Raw genomic sequence first — 19,693 nt, 5'->3', positions numbered from 1 at the left:
CAACGCGCTTGCTCAGAAAACGGGCGGAACTTGGGTGATCTCTGTGAAGCGATGCCAGTCGGCGAAGCGTGTAGCAAGCTGTTTGCGATAGAGCGAGGCGCGTAGCAGGTGTCGCTTCAGCGCGAAGTGCTGCCGGATCGGACCGAAGCTCGATAGTCGGGTCTGAATAATTCGTTTTGGTCGGCGCTTGCCCTCAAGCCTGGAAGGCGACGATGATTGATCGGCTAAGCCAGGCGATCAGAACAAGGGCGTAAAAAAGCCTCAGCTTTCTGAGGATCATCCTCAGGTTGTGGCCAGCGCCGCACAGCACTGCGTGTATTGCATCGCCGAGTGCGCCTTTGAGCCAGTTCCGGTCGAGTTTGCCGTCGGCCTTCATGTGACCAATGGCAGGCTCGATTGCGCTTCGCCTTTGGATCATCGCGCGCAGGCCCCTCGTGATTCCGCGTCGCAATCCCGGGTGGTAGATCTTCACTCCCTCGACAGCGACACCCTTGTAACCGCGATCCACAATGGCGACGTCGGGCTTCACATCGCTCAAGATCGCCGCCTGCTCCAACGCTTCAGCCAGCGTGTGACCGTCGTATGGGTTACCGGGCATCGAGCGGGCGCCAACAACAAGCCCTTCCTTGTGTGTCGTCGTGATCGACACTTTCACACCGAATTCGTAGGGCGTGCGGGCTTTGCCTTTCGCCAAACATTCAACTTCTGGCGCATGCAGTGCGTACAGCTTGTTTTTATCCTTCTGCTTCTGAGACAGGATCCGCCTCGTGCGGCTGATCAATTCCTGCAGCGCGATGCGCCCAGTGTCGGCGACTGAATCGAGCTGACGCTCGACATCACGCATCACCCGCCCAACGCGCGAGCGCAACGTGCGCAGCGCCTTCTTCATGCGCTTGTACTGCTTCGCATGCGCGTAGCGGCCAATCTGACGCGCCAGGTGCGGCGCCTCGCGGTTGTAGTTCTGCCGCAGCTTCAACCCGTGCCGTGCCGCAGCCTTCACGAGATGTTCGCGACACCGTTCGAGCAGACGCGAATCGGTTGGATGGGCGACCGCCTTTTGCATGACCGTCGTGTCAACGATGACGCGCTTTGCGCTTGAAGCCTTGATCACGCCCGCGCGCTTCGCCGCTTCGATCGTCTCGGCCAGCAGTTCTTCAACTCCGGCCTCACCCAGGCGCTTGCGCCAGCGGGTCAGGCTCGACGGATCGATCGGCGGCTCCGTCTGCAAAAACGTTTCGCCAGTAAAGACCTGCCAATACGGGTTTTCCACCCATTGCCAGACCACTTCCTCGTCCGACAGATCGAACGCATGCTGCAGATACAACAAACCAGCAATCAACCTCGGTGAGGTGGCCGGCCGACCTTTGCGTGAGACGAAGCTCGCGCTCATCGACGCATTCAATCCATCCCAGTTGATCAGATCGGTCAGACGCACCAGCGGATGCTTCAGGTTGATCTGCTCGCGCAGAGGATGCCGGAACAAATCGCCTTCGCTCACCACTGCCTTCGGACCCATCCAGACCTCGACAGAATTTGCAGGAAATTACCCATAAAATGCCAGGTTCCTGCAAATGCATCAACCACTTTCCTCTTTAAACCCTTGTTGCACACGGCTCTTCGAATTTTTCAGACCCGACTACTGAAGTACCGCTGAAACACGTCATCGCGCAGAGTCCGTGAAGCGTTGATAGATGAACCACCACTTGCCCACTGGAAATCATGCGCGGCGCCGACACGTTCACCGAGAGTCTGTTTTCCGTGCGCAAGCTGGACGACTTAGTGCCCAAGTCGCATCCGTTGCGTTCGATCCGCGTGATGGCGAACGAAGCGCTGGCGAAGATGGATCGACTGTTCGCGGAGATGTACGAAGCTGACATAAAGGGTGGGCGGCCGAGCATCGCGCCAGAGAAGTTGCTGCGAGCCATGCTGACCCAGATCCTTTACAGCATCCGCTCGGAGCGCCAACTCATGGAGCAGGTGCAGTACAACCTGCTGTTTCGCTGGTTCATCGGCCTGGCCATGGATGATGAGGTGTGGGTGCCCACGGTCTTCACGAAGAACCGGGAGCGTCTGATCAAGCACGATGCCGTGATCGAATTTTTCAACGCCGTAGTGGCCATCGCCGAGAAGAAGTGCCTGCTCTCGGGTGAGCATTTCAGCGTGGACGGAACGTTGATCCAGGCGTGGGCCGGGCACAAGAGTTTTGTACACAAGAACGGCGACGATCGGGACGGCGACGGTGGCGGCGCGGGCGGCTTCAAGGGCGACAAACGCAGCAACGAGATACATCAGTCCAGGACCGATCCCGATGCAAGACTCTATCGCAAAGGCAAAACGGCCAGTGAATTGCGGTACATGGGCCATACGCTGACCGATAACCGGCACGGCCTGGTGGTCAATGCGCGCGTGACACACGCCGACGGGCATGCCGAGCGTGAAGCAGCCAAGATCATGATCCACGACGCACGGCAAGCGGCAGAGGATCCGGACGTAGAAATTACGTTGGGTGCAGACAAGGGTTACGACGCCCTGGAATTCATTGAGGCCTGCCAACAGATGAAGGTCACACCGCACGTTGCGCAAAACACCTCGGGGCGGCGTTCTGCAGTGCCCGACACGATTGCATCGAGCGCGGGCTACGCCGTTTCGCAGCAAAAGCGCAAGTTGATCGAACAAGGCTTCGGCTGGGCCAAGACGGTGGGCCGCATGCGCCAGGTGATGGTGCGTGGCTTGAAGAAGGTGGACCAGATGTTCGTGTTGAACATGGCGGCATACAACCTGGTGCGCATGCGATCCCTGGCACAAGTGCGTCCATAGTCGCGGGAAAAGGCGGCATTGAGGCCAGAAGTCGGCCTCACAGCGCTTAAAACAAGGTTGATTCGCGTTGAAATTGCACAATGCGAAAGATTTGGAGACGGCGGGCGCGTAAATCGAGGAAGGCAGCTTCCGCGGGGGCGTATTTCCGCAACCTGCTAAGGCTCGTCGGTCATCCAATCGCCACTATCAAGGAAGTCGATCGGCGCAGCGAAATCGCTTGGCGGCTCCCCGCCGTGAACGACGGAGCTTGGCGCGCTTTCGGCCAAGAGACGCGCACGCGTCTTTTGACGTCGCTCGATTCTTGCAAACGGGAAAAGCGGTGGCCAACGGCGGCTGAGTGGGACCGATGTGAAGCTTGCAAACCGCACTTGCCTGCAACCTAAGCTCAATCTCGGCCTATTGGCGTCGAATTTCGCAATAAAATGTTGCATTTCGCAGGTAGATGCGTCAATTATTTCTGATCATGATATAAATGTTTCAGCCGGCTGAAACTTTTTTGGGCTCCGGTAAAACGGCCAGTCTCATCGCATGTATTTGATTTGCCGGAAAATTCGCTTCTCGCGAGTCGACTGAACCGCCAACAAAATACCGAACGAAGCCATGGAACGCGTGGAATCGGATCGCACGTAAAGTCTGTGTGAGTCTAACCCGCGAGACGGCTCAGTTAACCCGGAAAGCTACCCAAAATCCCTCATCATTTCGGGCTAAGGCCGCCAGCCGGCTGACGCCGCGCAAGACAGGGCCCTGAGGCCAAAAAGCCTCCACAAATCGCACCTCTTTTGCATGAGTTGCTTCCCATGCGGACTGATTCAATGGAGTCGGTCCAAATGGAACGAGCGTCATGCCTCTTTTCCGCAGCAAAAAGCAGATAGCACTGTCTACCGCCCCTGGGGGCTATTCCGAAGATGATCCCGAGAAGATCATCTTCGATAACGGCTCGCGCCTGCGCGTTGAAGCGAACCACTGGAAGACCTTCTGCTTCATCCTCGTGTTCATTGCTGGCGGCGCAATCTACACCCGAAATCCAGCGCCGTCCGTCGTGAAGGCCTATGGTGTGTGGGGGGACGCGAACGGCCATGCTGTCGTTACCCAACTGACGGCATACAAGCCAGACGATCAGGCTATCCGCACCTCGCTTCGTGAGACCGTCGAGCGATGGTTCATGATCGAGCCGGTCCTCACCGATGACATCCAGACATCGCGCATGGCTCGCAACATCAACGGCGTGAAGGCCATGATGGTCGGCAATGCCCGCAACCAGTTCGGCGACTGGGTCAAGACGGATGCACCGTTCCAGCAGATCACGCTCAACCCGAAGCTGGTGCGGGAAGTGCGCGTGACCAACGTCGCGATGCTCGAAGACTCGACCGCGGTGGTGGAGTTCACAACAAGCACGACGCAATCGCCGGCCGACAAGCCGGTGGTGCAGAAGTACGCGCTGACGTTCCGCTACCAGATCATTCCCCCGACTTCGGAAGACGCGCTCGGTACGAACCCGTTCGGCGTTTTCTATCCGTTGTTCTCCATCCAGAAAACGCAATGATGATCGACTCCCGCACGCTCGCCTCGTGGGTCGCGGCTCTTGCCTGCGTCACGGTGGTCTGCTCGCCAGTGTCTGCTGCAGGGAAGGGCAGCCCGGCTCCGTCCGCACCCTTCGATATCGCTACTGCGATTGGCGATCCCATGAGCCCGGTGAATCCCTATAACGCCGGTACCGACCCGATCACCATGCCGGGTGACGCCCGCATGGCGGTGTTCCCCTATAGCCGCGACCAGATCTACCGCATCATGACTGCGCCGCTCAAGACGACAACGATCGAGCTGGCGCGCGGAGAAGTGCTGGCGACTGAGCCCGCCCTTGGCGATTCGATCCGGTGGATCGGCATTGTCACGTTATCGAGATGGTCGGGTAAGATCGCATGATGAAAAATGCAAAATCGCTGTACCACGGTCATCGCTTTCCCGCATCGGTCATCAGTTGCGCGGTGCGTTGGCATTTCAGGTTCCAGCTCAGCCTGCGCGATATCGAAGAGCTGCTGTTCGAGCGCGGGGTTATCGTCAGCTACGAAACGGTACGACGCTGGTGCGATAAGTTCGGCGCGTGCTTCGCACACCGTGTGAAAGCGTGGCGTCGCAAGCCCGGCACCACATGGCACCTTGACGAAGTATTTGTGACGTTGCGCGGTGAGCCTTACCTGTTGTGGCGCGCCGTCGATCAACACGGTGCTGAACTCGATATCCTGCTACAGAAGCACCGCGACAAGGCAGCAGCGAAGCGGTTTTTCAGGCGCGTGCTTGCCGCGTGCTCTGAGGTACCGCGCAAGATCGTTACTGACCAGTTGCGCAGCTATCGGGCGGCGAAAGCCGAGATTCCCGCACTGGCTTGCGTCAAGCACATCTTTGTCAAAGCCAGCGCGCGGGTCAATAACCGGGCCGAAAACAGTCATCAGCCGACCCGCGAACGCGAGCGACGCATGCGTGGCTTTCGCGATCCAGAGCGCACGCAGGCTTTCCTATCGAGCTTCGGTCCGATCCGGCAGCACTTCGCGCTGAAGCGACACCTGCTACGCGCCTCGCTCTATCGCAAACAGCTTGCTACACGCTTCGCCGCCTGGCATCGCTTCACAGAGATCACCCAAGTTCCGCCCGTTTTCTGAGCAAGCGCGTTGCCCCCCACTGTTTTACGTCGCGAGCAATTTAACGTGACAGTGCCCGTCAAGCAGCGTGGCCGGCGTGTTGCCTCACGGGATGATGTTACTCCCGGGTAATTGTCAGTCTCTGGTTGTTTTGCGATGACGGCTGGCGCTGCGTAGCGGCGCCAGCCGTCATCGCGTCGGCATCGCCGAGTATCCGCGTCACCAGTTCTCTGGCACGGTTCGATCGCCATGCCTTCACGCGGCGCTGCAAGGTGCGCAGCTGCGCGCCGGAATACATGGTGGGAGCCATTGAAGTGAGACGCTCATGGAGCTTTTGCGCGGTAATGCCGGGCTCCGCTTCGAGCCACTGCTGTATCTTCGGCCAGGTATGCTCGAACGGATCTTCCCGGGTACGCCAGTCATGGGGGACGCGCGCTTTTCGATGATGCGTCGGCCGGACCTCTCCGGCCTGCCACGCCGTTCCAAGACTCACCAGGAAATCCGCGAGTGGAACTGAACCGCCCCGGGTTTCCCGGAGACTATTTTGCTTGAGTCATGCCACGGCGGCAGACCCAGCGAGATTTGCATAATAAGCGGCTTCGGCCTGCGCGGGTGGAATGTTGCCGATGGGGCCGAAGAGCCGACGATTGTTGAACCAGTCCACCCATTCGAGCGTCGCCATTTCAACGGCCTGCAGATTGCGCCACGGTCCGAGGCGATGGATGACCTCTGCCTTGTACAAGCCGTTGATCGTTTCAGCCAGTGCGTTATCGTAGGAGTCGCCCACGCTGCCCACCGACGGCTCGATGCCCGCCTCGACCAGCCGATCCGTATAGCGGATCGATACGTATTGCACGCCGCGGTCGCTGTGATGGATCAGCCCGTCCTGCTGCGCCGGCTGTCGTTCGTACAAGGCCTGCTCCAGTGCGTCCAGAACGAAGTCCGTGCGCGCCGAGCTCGACACGCGCCAGCCGACAATGCGTCGGGCGAACACGTCGATGATGAACGCGACATAGACGAAGCCCTGCCAGCTCGATACATAGGTAAAATCTGAAACCCACAGCGCATTGGGCCGTTCGGCCGTGAATTGCCGCTTCACCAGATCCTTCGGGCACGGCGTCGAACCATCGCTCACTGTCGTACGTACCGTCTTGCCCCGCACCACGCCGCGCAGGCCCATCTGCTTCATCAGCCGCTCGACCGTGCAGCGCGCCACGACAATGCCTTCGCGCTTCAATTGCGTCCAGACCTTGTCTGCGCCATAGACCTGGAAGTTTTCTTCCCACGCGCGCCGGATCTCATCCTTGAGCATCCTGTCACGCTGGGCCCGCGGCGGCACCAGGTCAGGATTGGCGCGGCGAGCCACATGGGTGTAGTACGTCGACGGTGCGATTGGCAGCACCCTGCAGATCGGCTCGACCCCGTAGACGTGCCGGTGATCATCGATGAACGTGATCATCACTTCGGTCGGCGGTCGAGCTCCGCCTGTGCGAAATACGCTGACGCCTTGCGCAGGATTTCATTGACCTGCCGAAGCTCACGTACTTCCCGCTCCAGTTCCTTGAGCCGATCCTGCTCCTGCGTACTCGTGCCCGGGCGCAAACCCCGATCCCGCTCCTCCTTGCGCACCCAGCTACGCAGCGTCTCGCCCGAGCAGCCAAACTTCGCCGCAATCGACGCGATCACTTTCCATTGCGATTCCCGGTCGCCTTGATGTTCCAGCACCATTCGCACAGCCCGCTCACGCACTTCCGGCGAGTATCTTGGGGATTTCTTCTTCGTGTTTTCCATAGCTCCATTTTCTCAAGAAGTGGAGTCTCCGGAAAACCCGGGGCGGTTCAAAGTTCCACTCGCGGATTTCCTGGTGAGTCTTGGAACGGCGTGGCAGGCCGGAGAGGTCCGGCCGACGCATCATCGAAAAGCGCGCGTCCCCCATGACTGGCGTACCCGGGAAGATCCGTTCGAGCATACCTGGCCGAAGATACAGCAGTGGCTCGAAGCGGAGCCCGGCATTACCGCGCAAAAGCTCCATGAGCGTCTCACTTCAATGGCTCCCACCATGTATTCCGGCGCGCAGCTGCGCACCTTGCAGCGCCGCGTGAAGGCATGGCGATCGAACCGTGCCAGAGAACTGGTGACGCGGATACTCGGCGATGCCGACGCGATGACGGCTGGCGCCGCTACGCAGCGCCAGCCGTCATCGCAAAACAACCAGAGACTGACAATTACCCGGGAGTAACATCATCCCGTGAGGCAACACGCCGGCCACGCTGCTTGACGGGCACTGTCACGTTAAATTGCTCGCGACGTAAAACAGTGGGGGGCAACGCGCTTGCTCAGAAAACGGGCGGAACTTGGGTGATCTCTGTGAAGCGATGCCAGGCGGCGAAGCGTGTAGCAAGCTGTTTGCGATAGAGCGAGGCGCGTAGCAGGTGTCGCTTCAGCGCGAAGTGCTGCCGGATCGGACCGAAGCTCGATAGGAAAGCCTGCGTGCGCTCTGGATCGCGAAAGCCACGCATGCGTCGCTCGCGTTCGCGGGTCGGCTGATGACTGTTTTCGGCCCGGTTATTGACCCGCGCGCTGGCTTTGACAAAGATGTGCTTGACGCAAGCCAGTGCGGGAATCTCGGCTTTCGCCGCCCGATAGCTGCGCAACTGGTCAGTAACGATCTTGCGCGGTACCTCAGAGCACGCGGCAAGCACGCGCCTGAAAAACCGCTTCGCTGCTGCCTTGTCGCGGTGCTTCTGTAGCAGGATATCGAGTTCAGCACCGTGTTGATCGACGGCGCGCCACAACAGGTAAGGCTCACCGCGCAACGTCACAAATACTTCGTCAAGGTGCCATGTGGTGCCGGGCTTGCGACGCCACGCTTTCACACGGTGTGCGAAGCACGCGCCGAACTTATCGCACCAGCGTCGTACCGTTTCGTAGCTGACGATAACCCCGCGCTCGAACAGCAGCTCTTCGATATCGCGCAGGCTGAGCTGGAACCTGAAATGCCAACGCACCGCGCAACTGATGACCGATGCGGGAAAGCGATGACCGTGGTACAGCGATTTTGCATTTTTCATCATGCGATCTTACCCGACCATCTCGATAACGTGACAATGCCGTCCCTGCTGCCTAAGACATAGCTTCGCCATGCGCTTGCTCGAGCGAGGTGTCGGAGTAAAGATGATCGGCGATCTGCTCGGTCACCATTCCCTCGAGAGCACGTGTGTCTATCTTCGCCTGCATGTGGAGGCGCTGCGCCAGGTTGCGCTACCGGTACCTAGATGTGGTCACGTCTCAGTGAAGGGGGCATCATGAAACACCAACTCGGCACAACCGCACTTGATCCCGTCATCAGTCGATATCTTGCGCACCGCCGGGCGCTAGGGCGTCAATACAGCAACCAGGAGCGTACCCTGCTTTCGATGAGGGACTTCGTCGTCCGAACTGGTGAATCGGACCTGAACAACACGCTGTTCGAATCGTGGTGCAAGACCTTCAACTCCCTCACCTCGAACGTGCGCCGCGCCCGTCAGGTTGCCGTGCGCAAGTTCTGCCTCTACCGGCAACGTACCGAGCCCCGGTGTTTCGTGCCGGACATCAGCCGCTTTGCGCGCCGACAACCACATGCTGCACCGATTATTCTGACTCCAGCGCAGGTTGGTCGGGTACTCGAGCTTGCGGGCACGCGTCAGGTCACGGCGACATCGCCACTAAGACCGTATGTCCTCCGCCTGGCGGTTGTGCTGCTGTACACCGCCGGGCTGAGGCGAAGGGAATTGCTACGATTAACGTTGGCCGATGTAGACGCGCACGCTGGAGTCCTGCACGTACGCGAATCCAAGTTTCACAAATCGAGGTGGGTTCCGCTTTCGGGCGGTGCCCGGCTGGAACTGCGCCGCTACCTCATGCGCCGCCTCGCTCCCCCTCTCGACACTACGCCGTTGTCACCGTTACTGTGCAATATGCACCATGGTCTGCGAGGCTACACTGGAACAGGATTGCATGACGGTATCGTGGGATTACTGCAAGACGCAGGCCTCCGGGATGCCGATGGACGGGTTCCCCGTATTCATGACTTTAGGCATTCCTTTGCAATTGAGGCCCTGATGCGATGGTATCGTCAGGGCGCGGACGTCCAGTCCAACCTCCCAAAGCTCGCACTCTACATGGGTCACGTATCAATCGTATCGACGGCCTACTATTTGCGCTGGATTCCGGAACTCCAGGAGCTTGCGAGCAAGCGGTTCGCGAAACGGTTTGGCTATCTTGTTCAGGGAGAGCAATGATGAAACGGCATCCTTACTCCGATGAGCTCGGACGGAGTCTCGTCCGATTCTTCCAAGATTATCTGCCTACGTTGCGAGGGATGAGCCGGCACACGATCCATAGCTATCGCGACACGCTGGTGCTTCTGCTGCGATTTCTTAGTGCGAAGCGACACCGCGGCATTGAACATCTGGATCTTGCGGCGATCAACGCTGAATCGGTCGGACAGTTCCTGACATCTCTCGAGCAAGTCCGTCACAACGGCATTGCTACGCGTAATGCCAGGCTTGCCGCGATTCATACATTCGCGCGGTTCCTGGCAACTGAAGGTCCTGAACATCTGGCGGCGGCGCAGGCAATCCTCGGCATTCCATTCAAACGCGGCGCACGGTCAGCGCCGATCGAATATCTTGAGCAGGACGAGGTCCAGGCGCTGCTGAATGCGGTCGATCGGACGACAGTTCCCGGTCGGCGTGACTACGCGTTGTTCTCACTGATGTTCAATACCGGCGCAAGGGTGCAGGAGGTACTTGACCTTCGTTTATGCGACCTACGGTTACAACGGCCGTGCCAGGTAAGACTCCAAGGCAAGGGAAACAAAGTCCGCGTCTGTCCGATCTGGCCACAGACTGCCAGGTTGTTGCAGCGCCTCGTCGAAGAACGGCCGTACCCGCTTGATGCAACCACAGCATTGTTTGTCAATAATCGCGGCGACAAGCTCACTCGTTTCGGGGTGTACTACCTGCTTCGCAGGCATCTGGTCGCCGCCGGAGCGAACGTACCTACCCTCCGGGAGAAACGCATCCACCCTCATTCTCTGAGGCATACGACAGCGCTCTCCTTGCTAAAGTCAGGTGTAGACTTCCCAACGATTAGCCAGTGGCTTGGTCACGAGAGTCTCGATACAACGATGCGCTATGCGAAATCAGACATCGACATGAAGCGCCAGGCACTCCTTCAAGTGTTTCCGGACATATTGACTAAGGTATCGTCCGACCGGGGAACATTCGGACGCTTGCCGATTGTCGACTGGTTAAAGCGGCTCTAATACTTATGTGGAGTCCGCGTCATCGCGACCGGCTGTCACTATGCCTCGCCCGGCCGAACTCCACATAACGGAGCACTGCACATAGGTCAAGGATGATCAAATCGAAGCGGTCAAGCTTGGCCAGCGCAGAAGGCAACTGCAGGCTCTGGCGTGCGGCCTGCAGCTTCTGGACGAGTTCGCTGGTGCGCGTGAACAGCACGCGGCATCCGGCGTCGATCAATGCATGGCCGATAGCCGATCCCAAGTGACTTTTCCCGACCCCGGGCGGCCCGAACAGGAGAACCGTGGCGCCTTTCTCCAGCCATGATTCGCCGGTAGCCAGCGCCGTGACATGCGCCTTTGAGACCATCGGCACGGCGCCGAAGTCGAAGGCGGCGAGCGTCTTGGTCGGGTCCAGATGCGATTCGGTGCGGTGCCGCTCGATGCGTCGTTTGGCGCGTTCGGCCAGCTCGTGCTCAAGCAGTGCGCCGAGCAGGCGTGTGGCCGGCCAGCCTTCCTTGTCCGAGCGCTCGGCGAACTCGGGCCACAACCTGCTGATCGTTGGCAAACGCAGCTCGTTGAGCATCAGGGCCAGGCGGCCACCATCATGCGCGGGCGCGTTCATGCGGCCATCTCCTCGAGCAGTTCGTCATAGACGGCAACGGGCGGCATCTGAACCTCCACCTCGGGGCACTGGGCCTCACGGGGTGCGTACTGCTCACGCAGCGCCTTGAGATCGGGAAGCTCGCCGGCTTCGAGCAACGCATCAAGCTGCCCGGCCAGTACGGCCTCCACGCCGTGCAGGCCTGCGAGCTCAAGCAGGCCGACCATCGTCTTGCATGCGTCGCGTTGTGACAGGCGGGCATCGAGTTGTTCCCAGATTCTGCGGTACGCCTCGCGCGGGAACAGCACGTCGCGAAACGCGAGCCCCTTGAATGCCTGGGGTTTGCGCTTCAGGGACTCAATGAAGTGGCGGTAATCGAGCGCGTGGCGGTTGTCGTGCGCACGCGAGCCCCGGGCGGTGCTGTGGACCAGCACGCCGGACAGGTAACAGTCGAGCCGGTCGCCGTAGATGCGCACCTTCAGCCGGTGGCCGATCAGGCGCGACGGCGCACTGTAGAGGATGCCTCGCACCGTAAACGTGCTGCAGCGGGTCACAGGGGCCTCTTCCTCGACGAAGTCAGTGGTACGGTACTCCGGCAGATCCTGAAGTTGCTGGCGCTCGATACGGAACGCGGCGGCGCAGCGCCGGTTTCGGCGCATCACCTGTTCGCGGATGAATTCGTCGTAGGCGGCACGGTCACCGAAGTCGCGATGGCCACGCAGCATCAGGGCTTGATCGACTGCGTCCTTGAGATACCGGTGCGAGGATGACCTGCCCCCTTCAAAGAGAGCCACTCAGAAGCTAGTAAATGCACCTTGGGAATTTTTTGAATTTCGAAAATTTTTGCGTTTTTTCTGTGCGATTTCGGTCATCTCGAGTTCAACTGCGTCAAAGAATTTCTTTGATATTATCGCGGGAACTTGCGATAAAATTGCAAGCCTTTTGGTATTTTTTTTACTTCCGTTTAAATGCTTTTGGTATTTCTGTGCATAGTTGTGGTGCGTGAATAGAAAACAATAATATGTAATATGAAACTGTTTTATTCATTAATAATATTGCGCTAATCGCGCCCTTACAACTCAAGACTCGGATTCTTAAAAAAGACACAGCAACAGGAACATCAGTTCCCAACTGTCTTATTACAACACACACAGCCAAACCAAACGACGAAGAAATGAAAAGTACGACTCCGGACTCGGATGCAAGCCAACATGCCCGGAGCAGCCCACACGCAACCGGCAAGTTTGATTATAAGTTCGCACGGGATAAAGCCACCACATCGAATTTTCCGAAATAACGGCGGCTCCAGAAGGGGCCTCCTTCATGGCGGAATAAGTTAGTTTTCGGAATGACGATGCATTTCCTCAATTGCTGCACAGAAGTTACTCCGCATCTCAATTCCTCATATTTGTGTAACACCTCCCAATTGGAGAAATCATCCTCGTACGGCATGACGTCGTATGCCAGCATCCTTTCGTTTCCATCTTCATCTACAAAGCGATAATCTCCACCTAGCCGGCTGAGGTTGGTATTCCCCGCCATGTTGGCGCATGAATCGGCGTCAGCTAGGACGGACAGGAATGCCGGATAATAGCCTTCTCTGCGCGGAATCACCTCCATGACACCCTCAGTGGGGTCGTTCATGCACGGGAATTCGCGAAATTTCTCCATAAGTTCTTCGACATGTTCACTGTCAAAACGCAATTTCCAGCCCTCAAACCTGTCCAGGATATCGGCATACTCGCCTTGCGCCGGGAGAAGTTCTTCATCAAGAAAGCTGTCATAGCGACGAACTACAGATCGGATTAAGGGTTCCAAATCACTCTGGTATACCTCAGCGCTAAAATTGGAAAATTCGAAATTTGGGCGATCATCGAAGTCAGGCGGGCCGGACATCGTGAGAGGATATGTGTATGTGAGGAAGGCGATTGGCGCTGGTAAGCAGAAGTTTCTTGGTGTCTTTGGAAACGGGAAGCGTACATATATATAGTGTTATGGAGCCAGGATCCTATAAGCGGATACGTAACATCGCAGAGGTCCCGTGAATGCCTTCTTTGAAACCCCGAAAGGCTAAGGCCGTCTGTGAAGATGACCTCGATGCCCTTTGAAAATCTCGAAAGGTTAAAATGCCCCATGATTGATGGCGACCCGGTAAAATGTAAAATTATGGCTTTTTTCCTTGGCGAAGCGGCACATGAGCATGGATGTGACGGCAATTCGCGTCGTCGCATTCAAACTCCCAGAACCCGGGCGGTTTTTGATTCAAAGTGCCGGAAGCACCGTATCTCAGAAATCGTTTTCCAATTTTCGTACGAGCCCACTATAACGCTCCCCTTCGACAGGACCAAAGGGCTTGCCGAAAAGGTTAAGGAAGGTCTGCAAAAGTCCTGGCATTGACGCCCCGTTCAGCTATCCTGGAAGCATCGCGAATTAGTTGAGGAGAAGAGTAATGTCGCAGTTGGGTCTTCACCTGGATCTGTCAACCAAGCGCACGCGCAAGCGGGAATTTCTCGATGAGATGCGGCGTGTCGTGCCTTGGTCGAAGCTGATTGCGCTGATCGAGCCGCACTATCCGGCAGGCAAAACCGGACGGCCGCCTTTCCCGATCGCGACGATGCTGCAAATTCATTTTATGCAGCAGTGGTTCGGTCTGTCGGACCCTGCAATGGAAGAGGCGCTGTACGACGTGCCGCTGTATCGCGAGTTCGCGGGTCTCGACGGCGGCATGGTGCGTTTGCCGGATGAAAGCACGATTCTCCGGTTCCGCCATCTGCTTGAAACACATGGGCTGGCCGCGCAAATGCTCGCACTGGTCAATGAGATCCTGACGGAGAAGGGCTTGATGCTAAAGGCTGGATCCGCAGTCGACGCCACCCTGATTGCCGCGCCCAGTTCGACAAAGAACGGTTCCGGCACCCGGGATCCGGAAATGCACTCGACGCAGAAAGGCGGCAACTGGTATTTCGGAATGAAATCGCACATCGGCGTCGACGCAGACTCCGGACTGGTTCATACAGTCATTGGAACGGCGGCCAATGTGCACGACACCACCGTTGCCCAGGCGTTGCTGCACGGCAAGGAGACGGATGTCTACGCTGACGCCGGGTATCAGGGAATCGAAAAGCATTGTAAGGCCGACGCAGCTCGTTGGCATGTTGCGATGAGACCGGGCAAGCGCAGACTACTGGACCAGAGTAATCCTCTGGACGCGATATACGATCAGATCGAGCGGCTCAAGGCCGGTATCCGTGCCAAGGTTGAGCACCCGTTTCGCGTCATCAAGCGGCAGTTCGGCTATGCGAAGACCCGCTATCGCGGTTTGATGAAAAACACTGCCCAGATCACCACGTTGTTCGCTTTGAGCAATTTGTGGATGGCGCGCAGAGCTTTGCGAAACGCTTAAGATGGAGCCGGTGCGGGCATATGTTTCACCGGTACAGCCTCCGACTGGTGACTGTACCGGGCGATCTCCGCACAAGGAATGTCGTCGCCGTTCAGACTGCGATGCGTGTGGAAAATCGCCGCTACGAAAACGACTTCTGCAGAGCTTCCTTAACAGCCCCCAGCGGTGTCTTTTTGATTCCGTCTCTTATTCAGCTTTGCCTTAGGTGCTCGGTGCGCGCCTCCGGCTTAAGGCGTCCGAAGGGGATTCGTCAAACTGCTTGTGATAGTTGCGAACGAGCGCCGTGTAGGTTCGCACCCCCCACTTATTTGCCGTAGAGAGGATTTCACGACGACCACCGATCGAATCGTTCCGCAAGTCTTCACGGACACCTTCCATTCGCAAACGTCTGATTAGCTGCTTCGGCGAGAGGCCAAGCGATTTCTTGAATGCCAGTTGCAATGCGCGTTCCGTTACCCCAATCTCGGCGGCGACTTCGCGGACAGACAGGTGGGATCGGTTGATGTTTTCCTGCAAATAGCGATATGCGCGGCGATAGCGTGCCGGCAAACGCACAGCGACGTCGTCCAGATATCGGTCACGACTGCTGGCCATAGCACGATACGAGACGCCTACCTGTGCGTCATCGCGAAGACATTGTGCCGCAGTCAGCGCATAGCGTCCGAACAAATCCATGGCCTCGCGGTGGCGTCCGAGTGCTTGCTGCGTCTGAGCGAGCGAATACTGGTATTCAAGCTGGCGATGTCCCGTTGAACCTGCGTAGTTGATTCTATGGAGCGGTTCAAGTAATCTTTCCGCGGCTTCAGGCTCGTCTGCTGCCAGCGAGGCCAGTGCCGCTTCTACCCGCGTCGTGCTCAGATAGTCGACGAGGCCTTGGCGACGAGCCCAGTTGAGGTGCGCCTTTATACTGTCTAACTCACCTCGCTCGCCCTTTGCAAGCGCGCGCAAACTGCGCAGATAATCGATACGTTGCTGCAGCAAAGGCGTGCGGACACCAAGCACCTTGGATTCGCGCATATCCGTTTCGTCACTGAGGGAGCGCACGTCAGCCTTGGCTCCGATGCTGCGCGGCGTCATGTCATCCCATCCAGATTGCCAGTACGCGTGATTGCTCAGAAGCGGCGAACCACGCAGTTCGCGTTGCACGGCGACGTCGAAGTGCAACGTGGCGAGAATCTGCCGCCAAAGGCTCGATGGTAGTCTCGCCGTTGCAGCGTCAAGTTCGGCTAGCTCACGTGCGCAATTGTTCGGGTAACCGAGGAGGAGCAGGATGCCCGCAATGGCCAACCGCAGCTCGACGTTCAGATTGGGGTCGTTTTCGGCCTCCTCTATAGCCCGAGCGAAGCACGACAGCGCGGTCGCCAGCCTATAACGGAACACCGCTTGCCATCCGGCGTTGCGGCACGACGCGACATTAATTGATCGACGCGGTGCGCACATCGCCTTCTCGACGGCGCGATATTGGTGTTCCGGCTCATCGCAAATGCCAAGCATCAACTGCATGTCGGTATGCATCCGCAGCAGTTGCGGCGTGCGGCGGATGCTCGCCGAGCGACCAATTTGGGCCGCTGCGTGCCGCAGATTTCCCTCACTCAGCGCAGTAAGGAAACTCTCGGGAAGACTCTGCAACGACAGCGAACCTGTCAGAGGAAAATACAATGTTAGGAACATTTAACACTCCGGGTGACGTTCGTAAGCTTAGCAGACCGTTGAAATACACCTCACCAACGCGCGGGATGCTCTTCGAAAACAACAGCCGCGTAGGCTTCGTTAGTGTCGATTTGATACCGGACGTCCCAAAGTCAAGTGGAAGAGTTAGCTCTGTCAAAGAAAGTCGCCTTATCACGGTTACTCGCTCGAGCAGCGCAACCGTCAGGCGATCGACGGACAACTCGCCTACACCGAATTCCTCGCCATGCTCCTGCATGATGAAGTTGCGCGGCGCGACTAGAAGAAACTCGGCGCGCGTCTCGTGCGCGCCGGCTTCGGGCTAGGCAAAACACTGGAGACCTTCAACTTCGACCGGCTGCCGAAGCTCAACCGCGCGCACATCCACGATCTCGCCACCGGTCGTTACATCGACGAGAAGGTGGCCATCCTGATGATCGGTCAAACAGGCGTTGGCAAGTCCCACATTGCGCAGGCGCTGGGTCACTACGCTGCGCGTCAGGGGCGCGGCGTGCTGTTCGTCACGCAAACCGATCTGATCAAAAAGCTGCATGCGGCCCGCGCCACGGGCCTCTACGAACGCAAGTTCCAGCAGTTCGTTCGCGTGCCGCTGCTGATCGTTGACGACTTCGCGCTCAAACCCCTGCGTGCGCCACACGACGAAGACTTCCACGATCTGGTGGCGGCCAGGTATGAGCGGGCGGCTACCATCCTGACATCCTGTTCGATCCGCTGACTCAGCTCGCCGATGCGCTTCGTGTCGCCGGCCACGGCGCGCGTCGCGCTGCCGCCGCTCGCGTGGGACGCGCTCGCACAGTACCTCGCCGGACGCGAGTTGCCGATTGCGCCGGTGCGCTGGCGGTCGGAAACACCGGTCATCGGTAGCCTCGAGACAGACAGTGAGGCAGCGATCAGCAGCGGGTGGCTCTGGGGTGTGCTCAGGCGCTTCTTCCTACTCGCCGCGCAGGCCATCCAGGCGGATCGTCCGCCACTGGCAGAGAAGCTGCGTCGCGCGAGTCCGCACTGGATGCGCCACACTCACGCCACCCATGCGCTGGGGCGCGGCGCGGAACTGACCACCGTGCGGGACAACCTGCGGCACGCGTCCGTGTCGACGACGTCGATCTATCTGCACAGTGATGAGGTGAAGCGGGCCAGGCAGATCGGGGATGCTTTTGCCAGTGACAGACGCCGGTAGCCAGGACGCAACCGGCGTTGAGAACCACTGGCCTCCACGCAGTCCGAAGCAGGGCGCTATGACCTGCAACCCGCCAACTTCGCGCGCCCCCGAAATGCATAACCTGTGCAAGAATCATTGTGACCTGATCCGAAGCGCCCGCCTTGCCGTCTATGGAAACCGTCGAACTTGAAGCGCAGGTGCTCGCCAATCGCCTCGGCGTGGCATTTTCTCTGGTCTTCCAGAACCGCCCGGTCGAATGCATGATCACGATCACGGCGCTGGAAGCGTATTTCTGGCTCGAGCCACGCGCAAGCGACGAGCGCATCCTCAAAACATTTCGCGATGGCTACGGCCGCATCCGCGCGATCGCCGAACGGAAACTGCTCGCCCATCCCGTTGCACGACTTGAATTGACACTGGCAGATTTCTCGCTCCGCTGAGACACCGGTTTTCATCTGAGGAGCGATTTTCAGTTCGCACCAGAGTTACTCCGGCAGCGCGTGCAATTGGCCTGGAGTCGGCTGAGCGGCGTGTTCGCGACTTACCTGAAAGCCCTTGCATCGGAGCGTAACAGCGGGTTCGCGAGTCAAGTGCCTCGTGCCTCGGCGGAAATCTAGTGTGGGGATCTGTTGTCAGATTTGTTGGGGTGAAGCCCCGAGTGCGATGGGAGGGCTGAATGACCGTTAGTTGCACTCTCGGACGGGGAAACATTGAACGACCGCGACCGTGGCGATAGGCTTGCAGCACCCCGACACTTACTGTCCAGCTTCGTGGAAATCGCTATCAAGCTTGGTGTGAAATAAGCACTTCTACGCTAGTCAGTGTCCCCGTACCCATCCAAAAACAGCGTGGCAGCGTGGGCCATGGCTTGATCTTTCTTGCGTAGATCGCGCTCGAGCACCTTGATGCTGAGCCGGGTACCCTTTGCCTCACCTCGTTTGACCTGTCCAAAGGCTCGCAGCCCGTCCTGGGCAGCAATGCTCCATAAAGTGAACTCCATCAAACTCAGCTTATTTTCCCAACCACTTGAAGCGCCCCGGGTTTTCCGGTGACTCCACTTCTTGAGAAAATGGAGCTATGGAAAACACGAAGAAGAAGTCCCCGAGGTACTCGCCGGAAGTTCGTGAGCGGGCTGTGCGAATGGTACTGGAACATCAAGGCGATCGCGAATCGCAATGGAAGGTGATCGCGTCGATCGCAGCGAAGTTCGGTTGCTCGGGCGAGACGCTGCGTAGCTGGGTACGCAAGGAAGAGCAGAATCGGGGGTTGCGCCCAGGCACGAGCACGCAGGAGCAGGATCGGATCAAGGAACTGGAGCGGGAAGTGCGTGAGCTTCGGCAGGTCAATGAAATCCTGCGCAAGGCGTCAGCGTATTTCGCACAGGCGGAGCTCGACCGCCGACCGAAGTGATGATCACGTTCATCGATGATCACCGGCACGTCTACGGGGTCGAGCCGATCTGCAGGGTGCTGCCAATCGCCCCGTCGACGTACTACACGCATGTGGCCCGCCGCGCCAATCCGGGTCTGGTTCCGCTGCGGGCCCAGCGCGACAGGATGCTCAAGGACGAGATCCAGCGTGTGTGGGAAGAAAACTTCCAGGTCTACGGCGCAGACAAGGTCTGGAAGCAATTGAAGCGCGAAGGCATTGTCGTGGCGCGTTGCACGGTCGAGCGGCTGATGAAGCAGATGGGCCTGCGCGGTGTGGTGCGGGGCAAGACGGTCCGCACGACAGTGAGCGATGGGTTCGACGCCGTGCCCGAAGGATCTGGTGAAGCGGCAGTTCACGGCCGAACGGCCCAATGCGCTGTGGGTGTCAGATTTTACGTATGTATCGAGCTGGCAAGGCTTCGTCTATGTCGCGTTCATCATCGACGTGTTCGCCCGGCGCATTGTCGGCTGGCGCGTCTCGAGCTCGGCGCGAACGGACTTCGTTCTGGACGCACTGGAGCAGGCCTTGTACGAACGACAGCCGGCGCAGCAGGACGGGCTGATCCATCACAGCGACCGCGGCGTGCAAGACGTATCGATCCGCTATACGGATCGGCTGGTCGAGGCTGGCATCGAGCCATCCGTGGGCAGCGTGGGCGACTCCTACG

16 protein-coding genes, 8 pseudogenes and 2 other annotated features are annotated in these 19,693 nt (G+C 58.4%); of the genes and pseudogenes, 15 read left to right on the top strand and 9 right to left on the bottom strand.

Features of this window, described 5'->3' with window-relative positions; genetic code table 11:
* Positions 1-12: 12 nt before the first annotated feature.
* Together QFZ94_RS32985 and QFZ94_RS32980 are read right to left on the bottom strand one after the other, a co-directional pair.
* Positions 13-225 (bottom strand): annotated as a pseudogene (locus tag QFZ94_RS32985) (IS6 family transposase); the annotation flags it as partial.
* A complete protein-coding gene (locus QFZ94_RS32980) occupies positions 194-1,516 on the bottom strand; it encodes an IS5 family transposase (RefSeq protein WP_429462130.1) in 1,323 nt (440 codons plus the stop codon). The gene QFZ94_RS32980 and the pseudogene QFZ94_RS32985, both read right to left, overlap by 32 nt.
* Positions 1,517-1,719: 203 nt before the next feature.
* Here QFZ94_RS32980 and QFZ94_RS32975 point away from each other — a divergent pair, with 203 nt between their 5' ends.
* From QFZ94_RS32975 to QFZ94_RS32960, 4 genes and pseudogenes are all read left to right on the top strand, one after another.
* Positions 1,720-2,817 (top strand): IS5 family transposase, encoded by a 1,098-nt coding sequence (locus QFZ94_RS32975; protein WP_429462128.1) that lies wholly within the window; start codon positions 1,720-1,722, stop codon positions 2,815-2,817.
* Positions 2,818-3,658: 841 nt separating this feature from the next.
* Positions 3,659-4,360 (top strand): type IV secretion system protein, encoded by a 702-nt coding sequence (locus tag QFZ94_RS32970; protein ID WP_429462126.1) that lies wholly within the window; start codon positions 3,659-3,661, stop codon positions 4,358-4,360.
* Positions 4,357-4,698, top strand: a pseudogene (locus tag QFZ94_RS32965) (TrbG/VirB9 family P-type conjugative transfer protein); the annotation flags it as partial. The gene QFZ94_RS32970 and the pseudogene QFZ94_RS32965, both read left to right, overlap by 4 nt.
* 41 nt (positions 4,699-4,739) lie before the next feature.
* Positions 4,740-5,474: an IS6 family transposase gene (locus QFZ94_RS32960; protein ID WP_429462106.1), complete on the top strand. Its 735-nt coding sequence runs from the start codon at positions 4,740-4,742 to the stop codon at positions 5,472-5,474.
* Between the two features lie 97 nt (positions 5,475-5,571).
* On the opposite strand, the gene QFZ94_RS32955 is transcribed toward QFZ94_RS32960, so the two are convergent.
* Positions 5,572-5,751 carry a hypothetical protein gene (locus QFZ94_RS32955; protein ID WP_429455367.1) on the bottom strand — a complete coding sequence of 60 codons (180 nt, stop codon included), beginning with the start codon at positions 5,749-5,751 and terminating at the stop codon, positions 5,572-5,574.
* 27 nt (positions 5,752-5,778) lie between these two features.
* Here QFZ94_RS32955 and QFZ94_RS32950 point away from each other — a divergent pair, with 27 nt between their 5' ends.
* Positions 5,779-5,970 (top strand): hypothetical protein, encoded by a 192-nt coding sequence (locus QFZ94_RS32950; protein WP_429462124.1) that lies wholly within the window; start codon positions 5,779-5,781, stop codon positions 5,968-5,970.
* A 36-nt stretch (positions 5,971-6,006) separates the two neighbouring features.
* Here the strand turns inward: QFZ94_RS32950 and QFZ94_RS32945 are convergent.
* Positions 6,007-7,244 (bottom strand): IS3 family transposase gene (locus QFZ94_RS32945; RefSeq protein ID WP_429458928.1). Its coding sequence is split into 2 segments (ribosomal slippage): positions 6,007-6,941 and positions 6,941-7,244, totalling 1,239 coding nucleotides; the frame shifts between segments, so codons are not numbered across the junction.
* Positions 6,838-6,954 (bottom strand) — a sequence feature (AL1L pseudoknot). It overlaps the preceding gene by 117 nt.
* On the opposite strand from QFZ94_RS32945, the gene QFZ94_RS32940 reads away from it, so the two are divergent.
* On the top strand, positions 7,234-7,692 hold the full coding sequence (locus tag QFZ94_RS32940) for a hypothetical protein (RefSeq protein WP_429462122.1): 459 nt from the start codon (positions 7,234-7,236) through the stop codon (positions 7,690-7,692). The genes QFZ94_RS32945 and QFZ94_RS32940 overlap by 11 nt on opposite strands.
* Before the next feature lie 97 nt (positions 7,693-7,789).
* Here the strand turns inward: QFZ94_RS32940 and QFZ94_RS32935 are convergent, their stop codons facing one another.
* Positions 7,790-8,524 (bottom strand): IS6 family transposase, encoded by a 735-nt coding sequence (locus QFZ94_RS32935; protein ID WP_429462106.1) that lies wholly within the window; start codon positions 8,522-8,524, stop codon positions 7,790-7,792.
* A gap of 55 nt (positions 8,525-8,579) precedes the next feature.
* On the opposite strand from QFZ94_RS32935, the pseudogene QFZ94_RS32930 reads away from it, so the two are divergent.
* From QFZ94_RS32930 to QFZ94_RS32920, 3 genes and pseudogenes are all read left to right on the top strand, one after another.
* Positions 8,580-8,762 (top strand): annotated as a pseudogene (locus tag QFZ94_RS32930) (tyrosine-type recombinase/integrase); the annotation flags it as partial.
* On the top strand, positions 8,759-9,733 hold the full coding sequence (locus QFZ94_RS32925; RefSeq protein ID WP_429462120.1) for a tyrosine-type recombinase/integrase: 975 nt from the start codon (positions 8,759-8,761) through the stop codon (positions 9,731-9,733). The pseudogene QFZ94_RS32930 and the gene QFZ94_RS32925, both read left to right, overlap by 4 nt.
* Positions 9,733-10,761: a tyrosine-type recombinase/integrase gene (locus QFZ94_RS32920; protein ID WP_429462118.1), complete on the top strand. Its 1,029-nt coding sequence runs from the start codon at positions 9,733-9,735 to the stop codon at positions 10,759-10,761. Before QFZ94_RS32925 ends, QFZ94_RS32920 begins: the two co-directional genes overlap by 1 nt.
* A 67-nt stretch (positions 10,762-10,828) precedes the next feature.
* Here QFZ94_RS32920 and QFZ94_RS32915 read toward each other — a convergent pair.
* The 3 genes and pseudogenes from QFZ94_RS32915 to QFZ94_RS32905 form a co-directional block, all read right to left on the bottom strand.
* Positions 10,829-11,365: pseudogene (locus QFZ94_RS32915) on the bottom strand (ATP-binding protein); the annotation flags it as partial.
* Positions 11,362-12,123: pseudogene (locus tag QFZ94_RS32910) on the bottom strand (Mu transposase domain-containing protein); the annotation flags it as partial. The pseudogenes QFZ94_RS32910 and QFZ94_RS32915, both read right to left, overlap by 4 nt.
* 469 nt (positions 12,124-12,592) lie before the next feature.
* Positions 12,593-13,240, bottom strand: coding sequence for a RolB family protein (locus tag QFZ94_RS32905; protein WP_429462116.1), 648 nt, complete (start codon positions 13,238-13,240; stop codon positions 12,593-12,595).
* A 192-nt stretch (positions 13,241-13,432) separates the two neighbouring features.
* On the opposite strand from QFZ94_RS32905, the gene QFZ94_RS32900 reads away from it, so the two are divergent.
* Entirely contained in the window at positions 13,433-13,741 is a 309-nt protein-coding gene (locus QFZ94_RS32900; protein WP_429462114.1) for a hypothetical protein, read from the top strand.
* Between the two features lie 52 nt (positions 13,742-13,793).
* Positions 13,794-14,747: an IS5 family transposase gene (locus tag QFZ94_RS32895; RefSeq protein ID WP_429462112.1), complete on the top strand. Its 954-nt coding sequence runs from the start codon at positions 13,794-13,796 to the stop codon at positions 14,745-14,747.
* Positions 14,748-14,948: 201 nt separating this feature from the next.
* Here the strand turns inward: QFZ94_RS32895 and QFZ94_RS32890 are convergent, their stop codons facing one another.
* A complete protein-coding gene (locus QFZ94_RS32890; RefSeq protein ID WP_429462110.1) occupies positions 14,949-16,418 on the bottom strand; it encodes a helix-turn-helix domain-containing protein in 1,470 nt (489 codons plus the stop codon).
* A 181-nt stretch (positions 16,419-16,599) separates the two neighbouring features.
* Here QFZ94_RS32890 and QFZ94_RS32885 point away from each other — a divergent pair.
* The 4 genes and pseudogenes from QFZ94_RS32885 to QFZ94_RS32870 all read left to right on the top strand — a co-directional run.
* Positions 16,600-17,136 (top strand): annotated as a pseudogene (locus tag QFZ94_RS32885) (ATP-binding protein); the annotation flags it as partial.
* Positions 17,137-17,190: 54 nt separating this feature from the next.
* Positions 17,191-17,613: pseudogene (locus QFZ94_RS32880) on the top strand (tyrosine-type recombinase/integrase); the annotation flags it as partial.
* 152 nt (positions 17,614-17,765) lie between these two features.
* On the top strand, positions 17,766-18,035 hold the full coding sequence (locus tag QFZ94_RS32875; RefSeq protein WP_429462108.1) for a DUF1488 family protein: 270 nt from the start codon (positions 17,766-17,768) through the stop codon (positions 18,033-18,035).
* A gap of 637 nt (positions 18,036-18,672) precedes the next feature.
* Positions 18,673-19,692 (top strand): annotated as a pseudogene (locus QFZ94_RS32870) (IS3 family transposase); the annotation flags it as partial.
* Positions 18,963-19,079: a sequence feature (AL1L pseudoknot), on the top strand. Its footprint overlaps the pseudogene before it by 117 nt.
* Position 19,693 lies beyond the last annotated feature (1 nt).

The sequence above is a fragment of the Paraburkholderia sp. JPY465 genome (genome assembly GCF_050436725.1).
Taxonomy (GTDB): domain Bacteria; phylum Pseudomonadota; class Gammaproteobacteria; order Burkholderiales; family Burkholderiaceae; genus Paraburkholderia; species Paraburkholderia youngii.
Note: the sequence above shows the minus strand (reverse complement) of the source record. Positions and strands in the feature narration are given on the sequence as shown.

Bases quoted from the DNA above. Each gene is read 5' to 3' on its own strand.
- QFZ94_RS32935 (WP_429462106.1), bottom strand. From the start codon at position 8,524: ATGAAAAATGCAAAATCGCTGTACCACGGTCATCGCTTTCCCGCATCG.
- QFZ94_RS32875 (WP_429462108.1), top strand. From the start codon at position 17,766: ATGGAAACCGTCGAACTTGAAGCGCAGGTGCTCGCCAATCGCCTCGGC.
- QFZ94_RS32925 (WP_429462120.1), top strand. From the start codon at position 8,759: ATGAAACACCAACTCGGCACAACCGCACTTGATCCCGTCATCAGTCGA.
- QFZ94_RS32950 (WP_429462124.1), top strand. From the start codon at position 5,779: ATGGAGCTTTTGCGCGGTAATGCCGGGCTCCGCTTCGAGCCACTGCTG.
- QFZ94_RS32920 (WP_429462118.1), top strand. From the start codon at position 9,733: ATGAAACGGCATCCTTACTCCGATGAGCTCGGACGGAGTCTCGTCCGA.
- QFZ94_RS32975 (WP_429462128.1), top strand. From the start codon at position 1,720: ATGCGCGGCGCCGACACGTTCACCGAGAGTCTGTTTTCCGTGCGCAAG.
- QFZ94_RS32980 (WP_429462130.1), bottom strand. From the start codon at position 1,516: ATGGGTCCGAAGGCAGTGGTGAGCGAAGGCGATTTGTTCCGGCATCCT.
- QFZ94_RS32905 (WP_429462116.1), bottom strand. From the start codon at position 13,240: ATGTCCGGCCCGCCTGACTTCGATGATCGCCCAAATTTCGAATTTTCC.
- QFZ94_RS32890 (WP_429462110.1), bottom strand. From the start codon at position 16,418: ATGTTCCTAACATTGTATTTTCCTCTGACAGGTTCGCTGTCGTTGCAG.
- QFZ94_RS32955 (WP_429455367.1), bottom strand. From the start codon at position 5,751: ATGTATTCCGGCGCGCAGCTGCGCACCTTGCAGCGCCGCGTGAAGGCA.
- QFZ94_RS32900 (WP_429462114.1), top strand. From the start codon at position 13,433: ATGACCTCGATGCCCTTTGAAAATCTCGAAAGGTTAAAATGCCCCATG.
- QFZ94_RS32895 (WP_429462112.1), top strand. From the start codon at position 13,794: ATGTCGCAGTTGGGTCTTCACCTGGATCTGTCAACCAAGCGCACGCGC.
- QFZ94_RS32970 (WP_429462126.1), top strand. From the start codon at position 3,659: ATGCCTCTTTTCCGCAGCAAAAAGCAGATAGCACTGTCTACCGCCCCT.
- QFZ94_RS32960 (WP_429462106.1), top strand. From the start codon at position 4,740: ATGAAAAATGCAAAATCGCTGTACCACGGTCATCGCTTTCCCGCATCG.